Below are 19,225 nucleotides of genomic sequence, written 5' to 3'. Positions count from 1 at the left end.
GATGAATATTGTAACGGTATTAGGTTTATTAGTATCATCTATGCTGATTTATGCGGCTCCCTTGATTTTCACAAGTATTGGCGGAGCCTACTCTGAGCACGCTGGTGTTGTTAATGTTGGCTTGGAAGGCATCATGGTAATGGGAGCTTTTACAGGCGTTCTCTTTAACTTGACTTTCGAGAAGAGTTTGGGTAGCGCGACTCCATGGCTGTCATTGCTTGCTGCTGGTTTGGTCGGAGTTGTCTTCTCTCTTATCCATGCTGTTGCGACCATTACCTTCCGTGCGGACCATGTTGTGAGTGGTACAGTGCTGAACTTACTGGCACCAGCCTTGGCAATTTTCCTTGTTAAAGCTATTTATAACAAGGGACAAACGGATAATATTCAGCGTTCATTCGGGAAATTTAATTTCCCTGTCCTGTCTGATATTCCAGTCTTGGGAGACATTTTCTTCAAGCATACAAGCTTGGTTGGTTATCTTGCCATTGCTTTCTCTTTCCTTGCTTGGTTTGTCATGTTTAAGACTAAATTTGGACTGCGTCTTCGCTCAGTCGGAGAGCATCCGCAAGCTGCAGATACCTTGGGAATCAATGTTTACCTCATGCGTTATTGCGGTGTCATGATTTCTGGTTTACTCGGTGGTATTGGTGGAGCTATTTATGCTCAGTCAATCTCTGTTAACTTTGCTGTGACAACTATCGTAGGTCCAGGATTTATCGCCTTGGCAGCTATGATTTTTGGTAAATGGAGTCCTATTGGTGCCATGTTGGCGAGTCTCTTCTTTGGAGCTTCCCAAAGTTTGGCAGTTATCGGGAACCAGTTGCCATTGCTTTCAAGTGTTCCAACGGTTTATCTGCAGATTGCACCTTACGTATTGACGATTGTAGTCCTTGCGGCATTCTTCGGTAAAGCTGTTGCTCCGAAAGCGGATGGTATCAACTATATCAAGTCTAAATAAATCTTCGAGGCTGGGACAAAAGTCCAACCTCAAATATAAAAAGCGAACAAAACTAGTTTTCTGGTAATCAGAATTCTGCTTTGTTCGCTTTTCGCATTTAATTATAGGTTTGAAGGGCTTAATAATTAAGATTTTTAAAAATTGAAATCTTTTTGTCCCAGCCTCTTTTTGGTGATTGAAAGAAGTTATAATCATAGGGATTGAAAAAGCCTGCTTCGTCTGAAGCGGGCTTTTTAAGATTAGTTTGTTGCGATTTCATTTAGCAGGTCTTCTGCAGTAGTGGTTGGATTAACACGAACGCGATTGAGTGTGAGCAAGCCGTTGGATAGGGAAGCTAGACCGTTATTGGTTGTCAGTCCCATCTTGTAGCCAAGGCTTTCAGCAATCTGCAAGGTTGCATCACTGTATCGTCCAGATGGATAGGCAACGGTTGTTGTGGTTTGAGACAGATTTTTGTCTAAGTAAGACTTGGAGTCTTTTAACTCAATTTTTTGTTGGTCTTCTGTCGTTGCTGAGAGGTCGGGATGGTTGACGGTGTGGTCTTCAAAGGACATGCCTTTGTCCTTCATTTCCTTTATCTCATCTAGCGTCAGCATATCTTCGCGTCCTGCTTGAACAAATCCAGTAATGACATTATTGGTTGCTTTCATGTCATATTTCTGGAGAAGTGGGAAGGCATTAGTGTAGAAATCCTTTAAACTATCATCGAAGGTCAGCCAGACGACTTTTTTATTTTCTGGCAGGACATTCTCCGTCAGGACTTTGTATGCTTCAGCTGGTGTCAGAGGGTAGTATCCTGCGTCTTTCAAAGCTTTTAGATGACTTTCAAATGTAGCTGGATCTACAATCAAACCGGCATTAGCTGCTTCTGATGGATCCATGACGTGAATGGCATGATACATCAAGATAGGAACTTGGACTGGCTGGTCTTGCTTAACCCATTTGACCTTGTCTTTATTATCGCTATCCGAAGTTGTATTATTATCCCTGATTGGTTCTGACGATGCCTTTGAAGAGTTAGTAGCCTGATTAATGGATACATTATTCGCTTCTTCTTGATTGTGGATCTTGCCTAACTGAGCTAATGAATAAACTCCACCCACGATCAGGACGAGAAGAAGAACTAGACTCGTCACGGCCAGTAAAATAGCCCTTTTCTTTGCCTTGCGTTGCTGCATGCGATTTCCGCGGTGTTTTCCTGTCATAGTATCTCCTTTGAAAATAAATTGCTATTCCTTGCGGAATTTTACATCTATTATAACAAATAAAGAGGTAGTTTTGTAGGCATTTTTTTATAATTTTGTTATAATGTTTTCTATACTAGAAATTTTCAAGGAGTGCTTCATGTCTATTAAAATAGCTTTACTTGGTTTTGGAACAGTGGCCAGCGGTGTGCCTTTTTTGCTGAAGGAAAATGGAGAAAAAATCGTTCAAGCAGCTCATTCAGAGATTGAGGTTGCTAAAGTATTGGTAAAAGACGATGCTGAAAAAGAGCGTCTTTTAGCAGCTGGAAATGACTTTAACTTTGTTACAAATGTTGAAGAAATTCTGAAGGATTCTGAGATTACCATCGTTGTAGAATTGATGGGGCGGATTGAGCCAGCGAAAACGTTCATCACTCGTGCTCTTGAAGCTGGCAAACATGTGGTAACGGCCAATAAGGACTTGCTGGCTGTTCACGGAGTAGAGTTGCTGGAAATTGCTCAAAATCAAAATGTAGCTCTCTATTATGAAGCAGCTGTTGCCGGTGGGATTCCAATCCTCCGTACCTTGGTTAATTCGCTGGCTTCTGACAAAATCACCCGTATCCTAGGTGTGGTCAATGGAACCTCTAACTTTATGATGACCAAGATGGTAGAAGAGGGCTGGTCTTATGAAGATGCGCTTGCTGAAGCACAGCGTCTTGGCTTTGCTGAAAGCGATCCAACCAATGATGTAGATGGCATTGATGCGGCTTACAAGATGGTCATTCTTAGCCAGTTCGCTTTTGGTATGAATGTTAAATTTGAAGATGTGGGTCATCAGGGAATTCGTCATATCACACCAGAAGACGTGGCTGTTGCTCAAGATCTGGGCTATGTAGTTAAGCTGGTTGGTTCTATTGAAGAAACGCCATCAGGAATCGCAGCAGAAGTAGCTCCAACATTTCTGCCAAAAGCGCATCCGCTGGCTAGTGTCAATGGGGTGATGAATGCTGTCTTTGTCGAATCCATCGGTATCGGAGAATCCATGTACTACGGACCGGGAGCTGGCCAAAAACCAACTGCAACTAGTGTTGTGGCAGATATTGTCCGTATCAGCCGCCGTTTGAATGAAGGGACAGTCGGCAAAGCCTTTAATGAATTCAGCCGTGAGTTAGTGCTGGCTAAGCCAGAAGATGTGAAGAGCAGCTATTACTTCTCTATCTTGGCACCTGACTCTAAAGGTCAAGTTCTGCATTTAGCTGAGATTTTCAATGCTGAGGATGTTTCCTTTAAGCAGATTCTGCAGGAAGGTACAGATGGTGAGAAGGCTCGCGTAGTGATTATTACCCATGCTGTCAGCAAGACGCAGCTGGAAAATGTCACTGCTAAGCTAAAAGAAGTTGCTGAGTTCGACTTGCTCAATACCTTCAAAGTACTAGGAGATTAAGATGAAAATTATTGTACCGGCGACCAGTGCCAATATCGGTCCTGGCTTTGACTCCGTTGGGGTAGCTCTGTCAAAATATCTGGAAATTGAAGTCTTGGAAGAAAGTCAGGAGTGGATGATTGAGCATGACCTCAATCCGAGAATTCCTAAGGATCGGCGCAATCTATTGGTTAAGATTGCCCTGCAGTTGGCACCAGATATTCAGCCACGCCGTTTGAAAATGACCAGTGATATTCCATTGGCTCGCGGACTTGGGTCTTCTAGCTCGGTCATTGTGGCTGGTATTGAATTGGCCAACCAGCTGGCTCACCTTAATTTGTCGGATTATCAGAAGCTAAAAATCGCTACAAAGATTGAAGGCCATCCTGACAATGTTGCGCCAGCTATTTATGGTAATTTTGTGGTATCTAGTTCATCTAGAAATCAGGTATCCGCTGTGGTGTCGGATTTTCCAGAAGCCGACTTCATCGCTTATATCCCAGACTATGAGCTTCGGACGGTCGAGAGTCGTAGGGTCTTGCCGAATCGCCTTTCATATAAAGAAGCTGTGGCGGCCAGCTCCATTGCCAATGTTGCGATTGCTGCTCTTTTAAAAGGTGATATGAAAATCGCTGGTCGAGCTATTGAGTCAGATTTGTTCCATGAAAAATACCGGCAGCCTTTGATCAAGGAATTTTCAGATATTAAGTTCTTGGCCAGAAAAAATGGATCTTATGCAACCTATATCTCAGGAGCGGGTCCGACCGTTATGGTCTTATCACCTAAGAACAAGACAGAGAAGATTTACCATCTTTTGCAAAAACAGAATTTCAAGGGGCAAATCTTCCAGCTTCAGGTAGACACAGAGGGTGTCCGAGTAGAAAAATAAATCATCAAGAGGTTTTCTATGAGCCTCTTTTTTCTTTTCTAGGAACGTGCATAATAGAAGGAGTTGATATCCCTATCTTTTTATACCTAACTGTGCTATTATAGGGCTAGCTTAAAGTAGGATAATTCACTTTATGGAACATTTAGAATTACAGGCTCTGGCGAGTGGAGCTGGAGCTTTCGGTGCTATCAGGAATGCTCTTTCTACTCAAACAAAGCGATTTGCTACTAGACAATTATAAGCATTAAAAAGCTGACCTTTCTCAGCTTTTTCTTTTTAATCTATCGTAAATGCCATAGATTTTTGATATAATAGAGTGTATTTTGTTTACATAAAAGAGAGAAAAGCATGCAAAAACTAGAAAAATTAAAAACCGAATTAGAAGGAATCGACATTCGCTTCAATGAGCCTTTGAGTCAATACACCTACACAAAGGTCGGGGGCGCAGCCGATTTCTTAGTTTTCCCCCGCAATCGTTATGAGCTAGCTCGCATTGTTAATTTTGCCAATCAAGAAGACATTCCTTGGATGGTGCTGGGAAATGCCAGTAATATTATTGTGCGAGACGGTGGTATCCGAGGTTTCGTTATTCTGTTTGACAAACTCAACAATGTTGCGGTAGATGGCTATATGATTGAGGCAGAAGCTGGAGCTAATCTTATTCAGACTACCCATATTGCCCTGCAGAATAGTCTGACTGGCTTTGAGTTCGCTTGTGGTATTCCTGGCAGCGTTGGCGGAGCTGTCTTTATGAACGCTGGGGCTTATGGCGGCGAGATTGCTCATGTCTTGGTATCTTGCAAGGTTCTGACTCCTCAGGGGCAAGTCAAAACGCTGGACGTTCGGGACATGAAGTTTGGCTATCGTCACTCACTAGTCCAGGAAACAGGCGATATTGTTATTTCTGCTAAGTTTGCTCTTTCGCCTGGTATTCACAGAACTATTCGTCAGGAAATGGAGCGCTTAACCCATCTGCGGGAGCTCAAGCAGCCTTTGGAATATCCGTCCTGCGGCTCTGTTTTCAAGCGTCCTTTGGGTCACTTTGCTGGTCAGCTGATTGGTGAAGCAGGCCTCAAGGGGCATCGTATCGGTGGTGTAGAAGTATCTGAGAAACATGCCGGCTTTATGATTAACGTTGCTAAAGGAACGGCCCAAGATTACGAAAATCTTATTGCTCATGTGATTGAAAGGGTGCGGGAAAATTCAGGTATTACTCTGGAGCGCGAAGTCCGCATCATTGGTGAATCTCTGTAAGACAGATTGGTTTCCAGTAGAAGTATGCTGGATAAGGAACTGCAGCTGGCTGCAACTTAGTAAGGGGGTGAAAGCCTATCGACACGGAATTTATAAAGGCCTTTACAGCCCTCACGAGGTAGCAGCGGTCTGACAGAACCCTTAATCTGTTAATACGAGAAAGAAGGAATTTATGCCAATTGAAAAAAACCAATTATCGAGTTTAAAAACGTTTCAAAAGTTTTTGAAGATAATAATACTGTCGTTCTGAAAGATATTAATTTCGAGTTGGAAGAAGGAAAGTTCTATACTTTGCTGGGCTCTTCCGGCTCTGGAAAATCAACGATTCTGAACATTATTGCTGGTCTTTTGGACGCGACAGACGGGGATATTTTTCTTGATGGCGTCCGCATCAATGATATTCCCACTAATAAACGAGACGTCCACACGGTTTTTCAGTCCTATGCACTGTTTCCGCATATGAATGTTTTTGAAAATGTAGCCTTTCCACTGCGTCTGCGCAAGGTTGATAAAAAAGAAATTCAAGAGCGGGTTGCTGAAGTACTGAAAATGGTTCAGCTGGAAGGCTTTGAGCGCCGTTCTATTCGCAAACTGTCGGGCGGTCAGCGCCAGCGTGTAGCCATCGCGCGGGCGATCATTAATCAGCCGCGGGTTGTTTTGCTGGATGAGCCGCTGTCTGCTCTGGATTTGAAGCTGCGCACGGACATGCAGTATGAGCTGCGGGAATTGCAGCAGCGTCTGGGTATTACCTTTGTCTTTGTCACGCACGACCAAGAGGAAGCCCTAGCTATGAGCGACTGGATTTTCGTTATGAATGATGGCGAGATTGTTCAGTCGGGAACACCTGTCGATATTTATGACGAGCCTATTAATCACTTTGTTGCAACCTTCATTGGCGAGTCCAATATTCTGCCTGGTAAGATGATTGAGGACTATCTGGTTGAGTTCAACGGTAAGCGTTTTGAAGCAGTAGATGGTGGGATGCGCCCAAATGAAGCTGTTGAAGTGGTGATTCGGCCGGAGGATTTGCGGATTACTCTGCCAGAAGAAGGAAAGCTGCAGGTTAAAGTTGATACCCAGCTTTTCCGTGGCGTTCACTATGAGATTATTGCTTATGATGAACTGGGCAATGAATGGATGATTCACTCGACTCGCAAGGCGATTGTTGGTGAAGAAATTGGTCTGCATTTCGAGCCTGAAGATATCCATATCATGCGTCTCAATGAAACTGAAGAAGAATTCGATGCCCGTATCGAAGAATATGTTGAAGTAGAAGAGCAAGAAGCGGGTCTGATCAATGCCATTGAGGAGGAACGCGATGAAGAAAACAACCTCTAATCTTTTTCTCTTGCCCTACCTGCTCTGGATTTTCCTCTTTGTACTGGCACCTGTTGTTATGATTATCTGGACATCCTTCTTTAACATTGAAGGGCAGTTTACGCTGGAAAATTACCAGACCTACTTTACATCGCAGAACTGGACCTATCTCAAGATAAGTCTGAATTCGATCCTTTATGCCGGAATTATTACTGTTGTAACCCTGCTGATTTCCTATCCGACCGCCTTCTTTTTGACTCAGCTCAAGCACAAGCAGCTCTGGCTAATGCTAATTGTCCTGCCGACCTGGATCAATCTCCTGCTCAAAGCTTATGCTTTCATTGGTATCTTTGGTCAGAATGGCTCAATCAATCAATTCTTGACTTTTATCGGAGTAGGACCTCAACAGATTCTCTTTACGGACTTTTCATTTATCTTTGTAGCTAGCTACATCGAGCTGCCTTTTATGATTCTGCCCATTTTCAACGTTCTGGATGATTTGGATCCTAATCTTATCAATGCCAGTTATGACTTGGGAGCTAATCGCTGGGAGACTTTCCGTCGGGTTGTTTTCCCTTTGTCATTGAATGGTGTCAGAAGTGGAGTGCAGTCAGTCTTTATCCCTAGTCTCAGCCTCTTCATGCTGGTCCGCTTAATCGGGGGTAATCGAGTAATTACTCTGGGAACTGCCATTGAGCAGCACTTCCTGACTACTCAAAACTGGGGCATGGGCTCTACTATCGGAGTGGTGCTGATTGTTGCTATGCTCTTTACCATGTGGGCAACAAAGGAAAGGAGAGAGCAATGAAAAAAATTGCAAATCTCTATCTAGCCTTTGTCTTTTTGGTGCTCTACATCCCCATCTTTTACCTGATTGCTTATGCCTTTAATGCAGGGGAAGACATGAATCGCTTTACAGGATTCAGTCTTAGTCATTTTCAAAATCTCTTTGAGGATTCACGCCTGATTTTGATTTTGGTTCAGACCTTCTTTCTGGCTTTCCTATCTTCGTTGATTGCGACTCTGATTGGAACTTTTGGAGCCATCTATATTTATCAAGCCCGCAAGAAATATCAGGATGCCTTTCTGTCTATCAACAATATCCTCATGGTGGCACCGGATGTCATGATTGGGGCAAGTTTTCTGATTCTCTTTACCACTGCAAAATTCCAGCTGGGCTTCCTGTCTGTGCTGGCTAGCCATGTAGCCTTTTCTATTCCGATTGTGGTGCTGATGATTCTTCCGCGTCTCAAGGAAATGAATGATGATATGATTAAGGCTGCCTATGACCTAGGCGCCAGTCAATTGCAAATGCTAAAGGAAATCATGCTGCCTTATCTGACTCCAGCCATTATCGCTGGCTATTTTATGGCTTTTACCTATTCGCTAGATGACTTTGCTGTGACCTTCTTTGTTACAGGCAATGGCTTTTCTACTCTGTCTGTTGAGATTTACTCCCGTGCTCGTCAGGGAATTTCTCTGGAAATCAATGCCCTGTCAGCCTTGGTCTTTCTCTTCAGCATTGCTTTGGTAATTGGGTATTATTTTATCACTCGTGAGAAGGAGGAGACTGTATGAGAAAGCTCTATTCATTTTTAGCGGGAATTCTGCTGATTATCATAGTCTTGTGGGGTATCAGTTATCAGATCGAAAGTCGGACGCAGAGCAAGGAGAGCGATAAGTTGGTCATTTACAACTGGGGTGATTATATCGATCCTGAGCTGCTGACTGAGTTTACCAAGGAAACTGGTGTCCAAATCCAGTACGATACCTTTGACTCCAATGAAGCCATGTATACGAAAGTAAAGCAGGGCGGCACAACCTACGACATTGCGATTCCCAGTGAATATATGATTGCTAAGATGATGAAGGAAGGCTTGGTAGAAAAGCTAGATCATAGCCAGATTAAAGGTTTGGAAAATATCGGATCTGACTTTTTAGACCAGCCTTTCGATCCTGGAAATCAGTACTCGATTCCTTATTTTTGGGGAACGCTTGGCATTGTCTACAATGAAAAAATGGTTGATAAAGCTCCGGAGCATTGGAATGATCTCTGGCGACCTGAATACAAAAACTCCATCATGATGATTGATGGAGCTCGTGAAGTCATGGGAATTGGTCTGAACTCGAATGGTCATAGTCTCAACTCCAAAGATGCAGATCAGTTGCAGGAGGCTGTCGACAAGCTCTACACTCTGACGCCAAATATCAAGGCCATTGTGGCCGATGAGATGAAAGGATACATGATTCAGAACAATGCAGCTATCGGTGTGACCTTTTCTGGTGAGGCTCGGCAGATGCTGGAGGCCAATGAAGACCTGCGCTATGTCGTGCCAACAGAAGCCAGCAATCTTTGGTTTGACAATATTGTCATTCCAAAAACCGTCAAAAATAAAAAAGCAGCCTATCAATTTATTAACTTTATGCTGAGACCGGAAAATGCTTATAAGAACGCCCTTTATGTCGGCTATTCGACACCAAATCTTCCTGCCAAGGCCATGTTGCCTAAGGAAATCCAGGAAGATGAGGCTTTTTATCCGACTGAGGAAACGATGAAACATCTGGAAGTTTATGAGCAGTTGGGTCCTAAATGGCTGGGGATCTACAACGACCTCTATCTTCAAGTCAAGATGTATCGGAAGTGATAGTCAAGCACGGTTGCTTGATGAATACAAGAAAAACGCCTGGCTCAATGAGCTGGGCGTTTTCTGCTTGCTTAGTTTGAAGCTTCTGTCTGAGTATTGGTTGCAGTGTCTTGACTCTGGCTAGAAGCGGTAGTGTCGCCTGCTGCTGTATCCGCCGCAGAGCTAGACGCACTAGTCTCAACCGCTGCTGTATCGCTGCTGGAAGCAGCAGTATCAGTTGCAGCCGTTGAAGCAGGGCTGCTTGTTTCTTTTTCGATTTCCTTGATGATGGTAGTCGTTGTAGTGGAGCTGCTGGTATCCGATTTTGATTTGTCATCCTTATGACTGGTCAGATTCATGATCGTGATGCTGGCAATGATAATGGATAAGATACTGGCAACCGTTGCAATAGTCTTTTGGAAGGCTGAAAGACCAGTTTTAATATGCTGTTTAGTAGGTTTTTTAGATGATTTTGGCTTATTTTTATTACTGCGAGAATAGTTTTCCATGCTTGCAAGAATCTCCTTTTAAAATTTCAATGATTTCTTATCTCTCATTATACGTTTTTTATTTGAAAATGTCTTAAAAAAATCAAATTTTTATCTATGAAAACGCACACAGAAGATTGCTGTTAAGAAAAGAGTCTGGGACAAAAAGATTTCAATTTTTAAAAATCTTAATTATTAAGCCCTTCAAATCTATAATTAAATGCGAAAAGCGAACAAAGAAGAATTCTGATTACCAGAAAACTAGTTTTGTTCGCTTTTTATATTTGAGGTTGGACTTTTGTCCCAGCTTCTTGAGCTAGAATAGCAAAGTAATTACGCCTTTTCATCTTGGAGTGCCGCTTGAGCGACAGCTAGCCTTGCAGCTGGAACCCGATAAGGAGAGCAGGAGACATAGGTGACACCAATTTCTTGGAAGAAGGGGATGGAAGCAGGATCACCACCGACCTCACCGCAGATGCCGATTGAAAGGTCAGTTTTGACTTGACGGCCCTTGCTGATAGCTATCCGCATCAATTCACCAACACCGGCTTGGTCGACAGTTTGGAAAGGATCAAAAGGAAGGATTTCTTTCTCCTTATAATGGCCGATGAATTTTCCAATATCGTCCCGTGAGAAACCATAGGTCATCTGGGTCAGGTCGTTAGTACCAAAGCTGAAGAAGTCTGCTTCCTGAGCCAGCTGGTCTGCAACCAGACAGGCACGCGGAAGTTCAATCATGGTGCCAATTTCATAAGGGAAGGGTTCATGACCTTGATGCCTAAAGAGCTTGTTGATATGTTGGGTGAGAAAGGCTTTGACAGAGTCCAACTCAGCCTTGTCTGCAATCAGCGGAATCATGATTTCTGGCTTGACGGTCAATCCTTCCTGACTCAGCTTGATAGCACTCTTGAAGACCGCTTCAACCTGCATCTTGTAAATCTCTGGTTGCGTAATCCCCAGACGACAGCCGCGGTGCCCTAGCATAGGATTGCTTTCTTGCAGCTGTTCAATGCGGCGAGTAAGTTTTTCTGGCGATTTGTGTAGTTTATCAGCCAAAGCTTTGATTTCCTGTGAATCTTTAGGTAGAAATTCATGCATTGGCGGATCCAAAAGACGGATAATCATAGGTTTGTCCTGAACTGCTTGGAACATTTGATAGAAGTCTTCTTCTTGGAATTCCAGCAGTTTTTTGAGGGCGGATCTGGTTTCCAATTCGTTATCAGTCAGAATCAGGCGCCGCATTTCCAGAATCCTCTCTTGACCAAAGAACATGTGTTCGGTACGAGCCAGACCAATGCCCTTTGCCCCAAACTTAATAGCTGTTTTCAGATCTTGAACGGTCTCTGCGTTAGCACGGACTTTGATATGTGCGACTTCGTCTGCCCATGAAAGCAGTCGTTGAAGTTCATTGTCATTTTCGACTAGGACAGTCGGAATCTCACCGCTATAAATGCGCCCAGAGCTGCCATCAACTGAAATGACATCACCCTCAGTCAAAACAAGACTTCCGCAGGAAACGGTCTTGCTTTCCTCGCTGATGGTCAGCTCTCCACAACCAGCCACACAGCAAGTTCCCATTCCCCGGGCTACGACAGCTGCGTGAGAGGTCATACCGCCCTGACTGGTCACTATGGCTTGGCTAACGACCATGCCCTCAATGTCTTCAGGGGAAGTTTCTTGACGGACTAAAATGACCTTTTTACCCAAGGAGTGGTAGTCTTTGGCGCGCTCAGCTGTAAAGACAATCTCGCCAGTTGCAGCACCAGGGCTGGCTGGCAGTCCTTGAGCCAAGAAAGGAGCATCTTGCAGAGCTTTTTCTTCAAATACAGGATGGATGAGCTGGCTAATCGTAGCAGGAGAGACACGTTGGAGAGCTTCTTTTTTGCTGATAATGCCCTCGTCTACCAGATCTAAGGCGATTTTCAAAGATGCCTTGGCGGTTCGTTTACCGTTTCTAGTTTGGAGGATATAGAGTTTACCCTTTTCAATGGTAAATTCGATATCTTGCATGTCCTTGTAGTGGTTTTCAAGAATCTTAGCATAGTCTTGGAAAGCTGCATAGGCCTGAGGGAGTACTGTCTCAAGTGCAGCGATAGGTTCAGGGGTCCGAATGCCAGCTACGACATCCTCTCCTTGTGCATTGAGCAAAAATTCGCCGAATAGCTGATGCTCACCGCTGGCAGGGTTTCTCGTAAATACGACTCCTGTACCACTGGTTTGGTCGCTATTTCCGAAGACCATGGCTTGGACATTGACCGCTGTTCCCAAATCATGAGGAATGTCATTTAAGTTGCGGTAAACCTTAGCTCGAGGGTTATTCCAAGACTTGAAGACTGCCTTGATAGCAGCATAGAGCTGTTCTTTCGAGCTTTGGGGGAAGGTCTGATGATGCTCGCGGTAAAGCTGCTTATACTGCTCAACTAATGCCTGATGTTCTTCCAGTGTGAAATCCTTGGCCTGTTTCCCAGCATTCTTTTCAAAATAGCCCAAGAGGTCATCAAACTCATCCTTGGAAATACCATAAACTACATCAGCAAACATTTGCAACAGACGGCGGTAGCAGTTGTAGGCAAAGTCGGCATTGGTCTGCTCAGCCAGAGTCTGGGTTCTTAAATCATTCAGACCTAGATTGAGAATAGTGTCCATCATGCCCGGCATGGAAAACTTAGCTCCGCTTCGGACAGACACTAAGAGCAGTGCTGAGTCGTTGCCGCTGAAATATTTACCAGTTTTCTCTTCTAAAGTGGTAACCGCTTTCAAAACATCTTCTTTTAAAGAAGATTCAAAGAAATAAGGACTTTCTAAATATTCGATACAGCTTTCAGTGGTAATAGTAAAACCTGGAGGGACAGGCAGTCCCAAATTGGTCATTTCAGCTAGGTTGGCTCCTTTTCCGCCAAGCAGAGCCTTGTCATCTGCACATCCTTCCTCGAAGGAGTAAATCCATTTCGCCATATTTACCTCCAAAATTATGAAATATGTGTCATATTGTAGGACAACTACATTGTAATATACATCACATATGTTTGTCAACCAAAAAAAAGCATCCTGTTTTATTGACAATTTTTCTTTTTTTGTTATAATGTGTTACAAAATGATGATTATTTAAACGTCTGATAATGAAATATGAGCAATAATTCTTAAATTTTAAGCGAAATCAAGCTAATCATCTATTATAAAGAACGAAGGAGTCAGACCTATTTGAAATTAAGTGAACGTCAAAAGAAAATTGTAGAAATTGTAAAAGAACACCAACCACTCAGCGGTGAGAAAATCTCTGAATTACTGGATATTTCTCGGGCGACCTTGCGCTCGGATCTGTCTTTTCTGACCTTGGTTGGGATTTTGAAGGCTACGCCTAAAGTTGGTTACACATACTCGGGCTCGGATTTAGAGACGCTTTTCTTTTTCGATACCTTTCGAAAGGAAGTGGCAGAGATTATGACTTCGCCTGTTTTGGTATCTCATGATTCTTTTATTCAAGATGCCATTATTACCTTATTTATGTATGATGCGGATGTTCTCTATGTCATTGATGAGCATAAGCTGCTCTTGGGGATTTTGTCGCGTAAAGACTTGCTGCGGGCTTCGCTCAATACTAACATTGACAGCACTCCTGTAGCGGTCTGCATGACCCGAATGCCCCATATCAAAACTTGCTACAAGGATATGAACATTTTGGAAGCGGCAGCAGTTTTGCAGGATTTTGCGATTGATTCACTGCCGGTAGTGGATGAGGATAATGATCGTAAGATTTTAGGAACTGTGACCAAGTCAGCTCTGCTGGATTATATTATTCAAGAGGCCAGAAGTGCTGAGGTTAATAGATAAGAGGAATGAACATGAAGAAAGAAATTATTGTTTACAGCATTTCAGATTCTTTGGGGGGACTTCGCAGAAGTTGCTGTCTGCGGTGACAGCCCAGTACCCAGATATTATTTTAATAACAGCTATCGTTTTCCATTTATCAACAAGGAAGAAGAATTGCTGGATATTCTGCGTGATGCCATCAAGGACGATGCCCTTGTTATTAGTACTCTGGTTGATGGCAAGTTAGCAGCTGTAGCTAGAGAGTTCAGTCAGGCCAATGGCCTTGCTTATCTGGATTTGATGCATCCATTTTTTGAGATTATCAAGGAAAAGACAGGCACCAGTCCAATAGAGGTGCCGGGTACCTTGCACCGGCTGGACACTGAGTATTTTAATAAAATCTCTGCTATTGAGTTTGCGGTCAAATACGACGATGGCAAGGCACCGCAAGGTTTTTTGGATTCTGACTTGGTGCTCTTGGGCGTCTCCCGTACATCTAAAACGCCACTTAGTATTTATCTGGCTAATAAAGGCTACAAGGTTTCTAACCTGCCTTTGATTCCAGAAGTCCCTCTGCCTCAGGTCTTGGATAAGGTTGATCCGGAGCGGATTATCGGCCTTTTATGTGAGCCAGAAAAACTGTCTAAGATACGCAGTAATCGCTTGAATTCTCTGGGATTGACCCAGTCGACTAGCTACACAGATCTGGAAAAGATATACGAAGAACTAGACTACTCAAAAGAAGTCTTTAAAAAATATCGGGCACATGTCATCAATATCACCGATAAATCAATCGAGGAAACGGCTTTCTTGATTGAAGATCATTTGAAGAAATTGAGATAAGAGAGAAGATTGAGAGAGCGGTTATAGAGTGAGGGCATAAGATGGAGCAATATAAGCGTATTTTACTGAAAGAATTTGACAGTCGCCAGAAAGTCATTACAGAGCTGACCAACCTAGAGGCAATTTTGAACTTGCCCAAAGGGACGGAGCTGTATATCAGTGACATTCACGGGGAGTTTGCTGCTTTTGACTATATTTTGAGAAGTTGTGCAGGTATCCTCAATGAGAAGATCAAGGACTGTTTTGGGGACAGCTTGTCAGAATCTCATAAGGATCGGCTGTCAGCGCTGGTTTCCTATCCTGAGCTTGTGCTGGGGGAAGAAACGAAAGGCCAAGACTGGTATCAGGAAACCATTCCCCAGCTCTTGAACTTGCTGGCTTTTGCAGGTGCAAAATACAGTCGGTCCAAGGTCAGAAAGGCCTTGCCACCACAATATGCCTATATTATCGAGGAGTTGCTCTATAGTGACAGGGCTCTAGCTGATAAAAAATCCTATTTTGAGAATATCTTGACTTATGTGATTGAATTGCGGGAAGCTGTACCTTTTATCCTAGGCTTGTCCCGAAGTATTCGGCAGTTGTTGATCGACCATCTGCATGTGGTTGGAGATATTTTTGACCGAGGAGCTGGCAGTGCTCAGGTCATGGATGAACTGCAGCATTTTCACTCGCTTGATATTCAGTGGGGCAACCACGACATTATCTGGATGGGAGCCTTTTTTGGCTCTAAGGCCTGCTTGCTCAATGTACTGCGCATAGCAGCTCGCTATGGCTATCTCTGGGATATCGAGAAAGATTATGGTTTAAACCTGCGCTCCTTGACTCTTTTTGCGGACAAGACTTACCAGTCTAATCCTAAGTTTAGACCCATTCTAGGCAGCAGAGAGCAGGAGTTTTCAGATGAGGAAATTCTGCAGCTGGAAAAGGTTCACCAAGCCTTAGCGATTATCCAGTTTAAGCTGGAAAATCAACTCATCAAACGACGGCCTGAATTCCAGATGCAGGACCATGTTATGCTGGACAAGATTGATTATTGGGAAGAAAGTGTTACGATTGACGATACCAAGCATCCTCTGGTTAACACCTGTTTCCAAACTATCAATCCGGAAAATCCGTCAGCTTTGACACCAGAAGAAAATCAAGCTGTAGACAGTATGCTGGCCTCATTCCAAAGTTCTCTTAAGATGGCTGAGCATATGAGTCTTCTGATGAACAAGGGCTCTATGTATAAGATTTACAACCATCACTTGCTTTTTCACGGCTGCATTCCTCTGGAGCCGTCAGGAGAATTCCAGCCTTTCATTCTCAATCAAGCCCATTATGCAGGCAAGGAATTGCTGGATTTCTTTGAGTATCATATTCGGCAGTCGGCCAAGAACAAGGAAGTGGGGGATGATTTGTCGACTGACTTGATTTGGTATTGCTGGAAAGGTAAGCTGTCGCCTTTGTTTGGCAAAGAAAAGATGACCACCTTGGAGCGCTATTTCATTGAAGATAAGGACACCCACAAGGAAGTGGAAAATTCTTATTTTTCTTATCGTAATTCTGAGAAAGTCTGCCAGCTTATTTTGGAAGAATTTGGCCTCTTTTCTCAAGAGTCTAGGATGGTCAATGGGCATACTCCGGTTAAGACGGGTAAGGGAGAGTCGCCTATCCGTGGTGGCGGTTTGCTCTTTGTCATTGATGGTGGCCTCTGCAAGGCCTATCAGAAGAAAACTGGAACGGCCAGCTATTCATTGCTCAATAATTCCTATGGTTTCCAGTTGGTGACCCATCAGCCTTTCCAAAATGCTCAAAAAGTTGTGGAATCGCCTTTTGCTCAGACCTCACTGAAAAAGGTGATTGAAAATGTAGAGGAACGAACCCTCATCAAATCTACTACCATTGGTCAGAGCTTGTTAGCTCAACAACAGGAACTCTTTGACTTGCTGCATGAGTTTTATGACTGGTGATGTTTAGCCCTAAGTTCTACAGAATTTAGGGCTTTTTCTTTCTTGTTCCAGTTTCTCTTTCGTGTTACAATAGGAGTATTGAAATTTAGAGGAAAGAACATGATTTATTTAGATAATTCAGCGACAACCAAGCCTTATCCAGAGGCCTTAGCTGCTTACACAGAAGTAGCTTCAAAAATCTGGGGCAATCCATCCAGTCTGCACAGCTTAGGTAGTCAGGCAACCCGTCTCTTAGAAGCTTCTCGCCGGCAAATAGCAGAGCTTTTAGGCAAGTCTTCTTCGGAGATTTTTTTTACGTCCGGAGGGACAGAAGGGGACAATTGGGTACTTAAGGGAGTTGCTTTTGAAAAGGTTCCTTTTGGCAAACACATCATCGTATCTAATATTGAGCATCCCGCGGTTAAAGAATCAGCCCTCTGGCTTCAGAGTCAAGGGTTTGAAGTTGATTTTGCACCAGTTGATAAGGCTGGTATTGTTGAGGTAGGCAAGCTAGCGGAGCTGATTCGACCAGACACCACTCTAATCTCCATCATGGCTGTCAATAATGAAATCGGCAGTATTCAGCCCATTCAGAAAATATCCGAACTCCTAGCAGACAAACCCACTATTTCCTTTCATGTGGACGCTGTACAGGCTGTTACGAAGATTCCAACAGCTGCCTATCTGACGGATCGCGTGGATTTTGCGACATTTTCCAGTCATAAATTTCACGGTGTACGAGGCGTAGGATTTGTCTATATCAAGTCTGGTAAGAAAATCAGTCCCCTCTTGACCGGTGGCGGTCAGGAGTCTGACAAACGCTCAACGACGGAAAATTTAGCTGGCATTGCAGCGACGGCCAAGGCACTGCGCCTTTCCATGGAAAAGCAAGAAGTATTTGTCCAGCAGACGGCTCAGATGAAAAAAATTCTCCTTGAAGAGTTGCAGAAGTATCCAGATGTGGTGATTTTCTCAGACATGGAGGGTTTTGCGCCCCATATACTAACCTTTGGTATCAAGGGGGTGCGAGGCGAAGTCGTCGTCCATGCGTTTGAAAACTACGAGATCTATATCTCGACTACCAGCGCTTGCTCGTCTAAGGCTGGAAAGCCGGCAGGAACCCTAATCGCTATGGGAGTCGAAAAATCGCTCGCTCAGACTGCTGTCCGTATCAGTTTGGATGCTGGCAATGACATGAGCCAGATAGAGCAATTTTTGACAACCTTTAAAATTATTTACGAAAAAACCAGAAAAGTCAGGTAAACAATGCATTATTCAGAAATTATGGTACGCTACGGTGAGCTCTCAACCAAGGGCAAGAACCGCATGCGCTTTATTAACAAACTCAAACGCAATATCCAGGCTGTTTTGTCAGTCTATCCGCAGGTCCATGTCAAGGCTGACCGTGACCGCACTCATATCTATCTGCAAGGAACCGATTATCAGCCGGTCGCTGAATCACTCAAGCAGATTTTTGGGATTCAGAATTTCTCACCATCTTATAGGGTTAAAAAGTCTGTACCAGCCTTGATTGAAGCTGTTCAAACCATCATGAAGCAAGTCTATCAGGAAGGGATGACCTTTAAGATTACCAGCAAGCGCAGTGACCACAGCTTTGAATTGGATAGCCGCGAGCTTAACCAGACACTTGGTGATGCTGTTTTTGAGGCCATTCCCAATGTTCAGGTCAAAATGAAAGCACCGGATATTGAACTTCGGGTCGAAATTCGCGAAGAAGCGGCCTATATCTCTTATGAGACGATTCGTGGTGCTGGGGGATTGCCAGTCGGCACTTCTGGCAAGGGCATGCTCATGCTCTCAGGTGGGATTGACTCACCAGTGGCGGGCTATCTGGCTCTCAAGCGCGGTGTAGATATTGAGGCAGTTCACTTTGCCAGTCCGCCTTACACCAGTCCAGGTGCATTGAAAAAAGCTCAAGATTTGACGCGAAAATTGACCAAGTTCGGTGGCAATATCCAGTTTATCGAAGTACCTTTTACAGAGATTCAGGAGGAAATCAAAGCCAAGGCTCCAGAAGCCTACCTGATGACACTGACTCGTCGCTTTATGATGCGCATTACAGACCGGATTCGAGAGGAGCGGGGCGCTCAAGTCATTATCAACGGAGAAAGTCTTGGTCAGGTGGCAAGTCAAACCATTGAGAGTATGCAGGCTATCAATGCCGTGACCAATACACCGGTTATCCGTCCTGTCGTGACCATGGACAAGCTGGAAATTATCGAGATTGCAGAGAAAATTGATACTTTCCAAATCTCTATCCAGCCATTTGAAGATTGTTGTACTATTTTTGCGCCAGATCGACCTAAAACCAATCCGAAAATCAAGAATGCCGAGCAGTACGAAACTTACCTAGATGTTGAAGGCTTGGTTGAGCGCGCTGTCGCAGGTATCATAATTACAGAAATCAGACCGCAAGCAGAGGCTGATGAAGTTGATGAGCTGATTGAGGGGCTCTTGTAAAAGCGAGAGAAGGTGACGTT

At 43.8% G+C, this 19,225-nt stretch carries 15 protein-coding genes and 1 pseudogene; 13 read left to right on the top strand and 3 right to left on the bottom strand.

All coding sequences use genetic code 11. The features are described 5' to 3' along the window. Nucleotide 1 precedes the first annotated feature (1 nt). Nucleotides 2-958 carry an ABC transporter permease gene (locus tag FFV08_06910; GenBank protein ID QLB52371.1) on the top strand — a complete coding sequence of 319 codons (957 nt, stop codon included), beginning with the start codon at nucleotides 2-4 and terminating at the stop codon, nucleotides 956-958. 239 nt (nucleotides 959-1,197) lie between these two features. On the opposite strand, the gene FFV08_06905 is transcribed toward FFV08_06910, so the two are convergent. Beyond that, nucleotides 1,198-2,163 carry a polysaccharide deacetylase family protein gene (locus tag FFV08_06905; protein ID QLB52370.1) on the bottom strand — a complete coding sequence of 322 codons (966 nt, stop codon included), beginning with the start codon at nucleotides 2,161-2,163 and terminating at the stop codon, nucleotides 1,198-1,200. A 139-nt stretch (nucleotides 2,164-2,302) separates the two neighbouring features. Between FFV08_06905 and FFV08_06900 the strand changes: the two genes are divergently transcribed. From FFV08_06900 to FFV08_06870, 7 genes are all read left to right on the top strand, one after another. Then, nucleotides 2,303-3,589: a homoserine dehydrogenase gene (locus FFV08_06900; protein ID QLB52369.1), complete on the top strand. Its 1,287-nt coding sequence runs from the start codon at nucleotides 2,303-2,305 to the stop codon at nucleotides 3,587-3,589. Nucleotide 3,590: 1 nt separating this feature from the next. Beyond that, nucleotides 3,591-4,457, top strand: a complete 867-nt coding sequence (locus FFV08_06895; GenBank protein QLB52368.1) for a homoserine kinase — start codon at nucleotides 3,591-3,593, stop codon at nucleotides 4,455-4,457. A gap of 348 nt (nucleotides 4,458-4,805) precedes the next feature. Next, nucleotides 4,806-5,711 (top strand): UDP-N-acetylmuramate dehydrogenase, encoded by a 906-nt coding sequence (gene murB / locus FFV08_06890; protein QLB52367.1) that lies wholly within the window; start codon nucleotides 4,806-4,808, stop codon nucleotides 5,709-5,711. A gap of 192 nt (nucleotides 5,712-5,903) precedes the next feature. Then, entirely contained in the window at nucleotides 5,904-7,049 is a 1,146-nt protein-coding gene (locus FFV08_06885) for an ABC transporter ATP-binding protein (GenBank protein QLB52366.1), read from the top strand. After that, the gene (locus FFV08_06880) at nucleotides 7,030-7,836 is read left to right on the top strand and encodes an ABC transporter permease (protein QLB52365.1); all 807 of its coding nucleotides are present in this window, start codon (nucleotides 7,030-7,032) and stop codon (nucleotides 7,834-7,836) included. The genes FFV08_06885 and FFV08_06880 overlap by 20 nt, the downstream gene beginning before the upstream one ends. After that, nucleotides 7,833-8,606: an ABC transporter permease gene (locus tag FFV08_06875; protein ID QLB52364.1), complete on the top strand. Its 774-nt coding sequence runs from the start codon at nucleotides 7,833-7,835 to the stop codon at nucleotides 8,604-8,606. Before FFV08_06880 ends, FFV08_06875 begins: the two co-directional genes overlap by 4 nt. Continuing rightward, nucleotides 8,603-9,673, top strand: a complete 1,071-nt coding sequence (locus FFV08_06870; protein ID QLB52363.1) for an ABC transporter substrate-binding protein — start codon at nucleotides 8,603-8,605, stop codon at nucleotides 9,671-9,673. Before FFV08_06875 ends, FFV08_06870 begins: the two co-directional genes overlap by 4 nt. Nucleotides 9,674-9,744: 71 nt before the next feature. Here the strand turns inward: FFV08_06870 and FFV08_06865 are convergent, their stop codons facing one another. Continuing rightward, on the bottom strand, nucleotides 9,745-10,161 hold the full coding sequence (locus tag FFV08_06865; protein ID QLB52362.1) for a hypothetical protein: 417 nt from the start codon (nucleotides 10,159-10,161) through the stop codon (nucleotides 9,745-9,747). Between the two features lie 312 nt (nucleotides 10,162-10,473). Next, the gene (gene ppdK, locus FFV08_06860; GenBank protein ID QLB52361.1) at nucleotides 10,474-13,095 is read right to left on the bottom strand and encodes a pyruvate, phosphate dikinase; all 2,622 of its coding nucleotides are present in this window, start codon (nucleotides 13,093-13,095) and stop codon (nucleotides 10,474-10,476) included. A gap of 246 nt (nucleotides 13,096-13,341) precedes the next feature. Here ppdK and FFV08_06855 point away from each other — a divergent pair, with 246 nt between their 5' ends. The 5 genes and pseudogenes from FFV08_06855 (at nucleotide 13,342) to thiI (ending at nucleotide 19,205) form a co-directional block, all read left to right on the top strand. Continuing rightward, nucleotides 13,342-13,971 (top strand): helix-turn-helix transcriptional regulator, encoded by a 630-nt coding sequence (locus FFV08_06855; GenBank protein ID QLB52360.1) that lies wholly within the window; start codon nucleotides 13,342-13,344, stop codon nucleotides 13,969-13,971. Between the two features lie 5 nt (nucleotides 13,972-13,976). Beyond that, a pseudogene (locus FFV08_06850) lies at nucleotides 13,977-14,793 on the top strand (kinase/pyrophosphorylase). Nucleotides 14,794-14,834: 41 nt separating this feature from the next. Beyond that, on the top strand, nucleotides 14,835-16,745 hold the full coding sequence (locus FFV08_06845; protein QLB52359.1) for a fructose-1,6-bisphosphatase: 1,911 nt from the start codon (nucleotides 14,835-14,837) through the stop codon (nucleotides 16,743-16,745). 99 nt (nucleotides 16,746-16,844) lie between these two features. Next, on the top strand, nucleotides 16,845-17,987 hold the full coding sequence (locus FFV08_06840) for a cysteine desulfurase (GenBank protein ID QLB52358.1): 1,143 nt from the start codon (nucleotides 16,845-16,847) through the stop codon (nucleotides 17,985-17,987). Nucleotides 17,988-17,990: 3 nt separating this feature from the next. Next, a complete protein-coding gene (gene thiI, locus FFV08_06835) occupies nucleotides 17,991-19,205 on the top strand; it encodes a tRNA 4-thiouridine(8) synthase ThiI (protein ID QLB52357.1) in 1,215 nt (404 codons plus the stop codon). Nucleotides 19,206-19,225: the final 20 nt, after the last annotated feature.

Origin of the sequence: Streptococcus sanguinis, assembly GCA_013378335.1 — a bacterium.
In the GTDB taxonomy this organism is placed as follows: Bacteria; Bacillota; Bacilli; order Lactobacillales; family Streptococcaceae; genus Streptococcus; species Streptococcus sanguinis_I.
This window is presented reverse-complemented; position numbering and strand designations above follow the sequence as displayed.

Bases quoted from the DNA above. Each gene is read 5' to 3' on its own strand.
- murB (QLB52367.1), top strand. From the start codon at position 4,806: ATGCAAAAACTAGAAAAATTAAAAACCGAATTAGAAGGAATCGACATT.
- FFV08_06865 (QLB52362.1), bottom strand. From the start codon at position 10,161: ATGGAAAACTATTCTCGCAGTAATAAAAATAAGCCAAAATCATCTAAA.
- FFV08_06910 (QLB52371.1), top strand. From the start codon at position 2: ATGAATATTGTAACGGTATTAGGTTTATTAGTATCATCTATGCTGATT.
- FFV08_06840 (QLB52358.1), top strand. From the start codon at position 16,845: ATGATTTATTTAGATAATTCAGCGACAACCAAGCCTTATCCAGAGGCC.
- FFV08_06880 (QLB52365.1), top strand. From the start codon at position 7,030: ATGAAGAAAACAACCTCTAATCTTTTTCTCTTGCCCTACCTGCTCTGG.
- FFV08_06875 (QLB52364.1), top strand. From the start codon at position 7,833: ATGAAAAAAATTGCAAATCTCTATCTAGCCTTTGTCTTTTTGGTGCTC.
- FFV08_06845 (QLB52359.1), top strand. From the start codon at position 14,835: ATGGAGCAATATAAGCGTATTTTACTGAAAGAATTTGACAGTCGCCAG.
- ppdK (QLB52361.1), bottom strand. From the start codon at position 13,095: ATGGCGAAATGGATTTACTCCTTCGAGGAAGGATGTGCAGATGACAAG.
- FFV08_06895 (QLB52368.1), top strand. From the start codon at position 3,591: ATGAAAATTATTGTACCGGCGACCAGTGCCAATATCGGTCCTGGCTTT.
- FFV08_06900 (QLB52369.1), top strand. From the start codon at position 2,303: ATGTCTATTAAAATAGCTTTACTTGGTTTTGGAACAGTGGCCAGCGGT.
- FFV08_06870 (QLB52363.1), top strand. From the start codon at position 8,603: ATGAGAAAGCTCTATTCATTTTTAGCGGGAATTCTGCTGATTATCATA.
- thiI (QLB52357.1), top strand. From the start codon at position 17,991: ATGCATTATTCAGAAATTATGGTACGCTACGGTGAGCTCTCAACCAAG.
- FFV08_06905 (QLB52370.1), bottom strand. From the start codon at position 2,163: ATGACAGGAAAACACCGCGGAAATCGCATGCAGCAACGCAAGGCAAAG.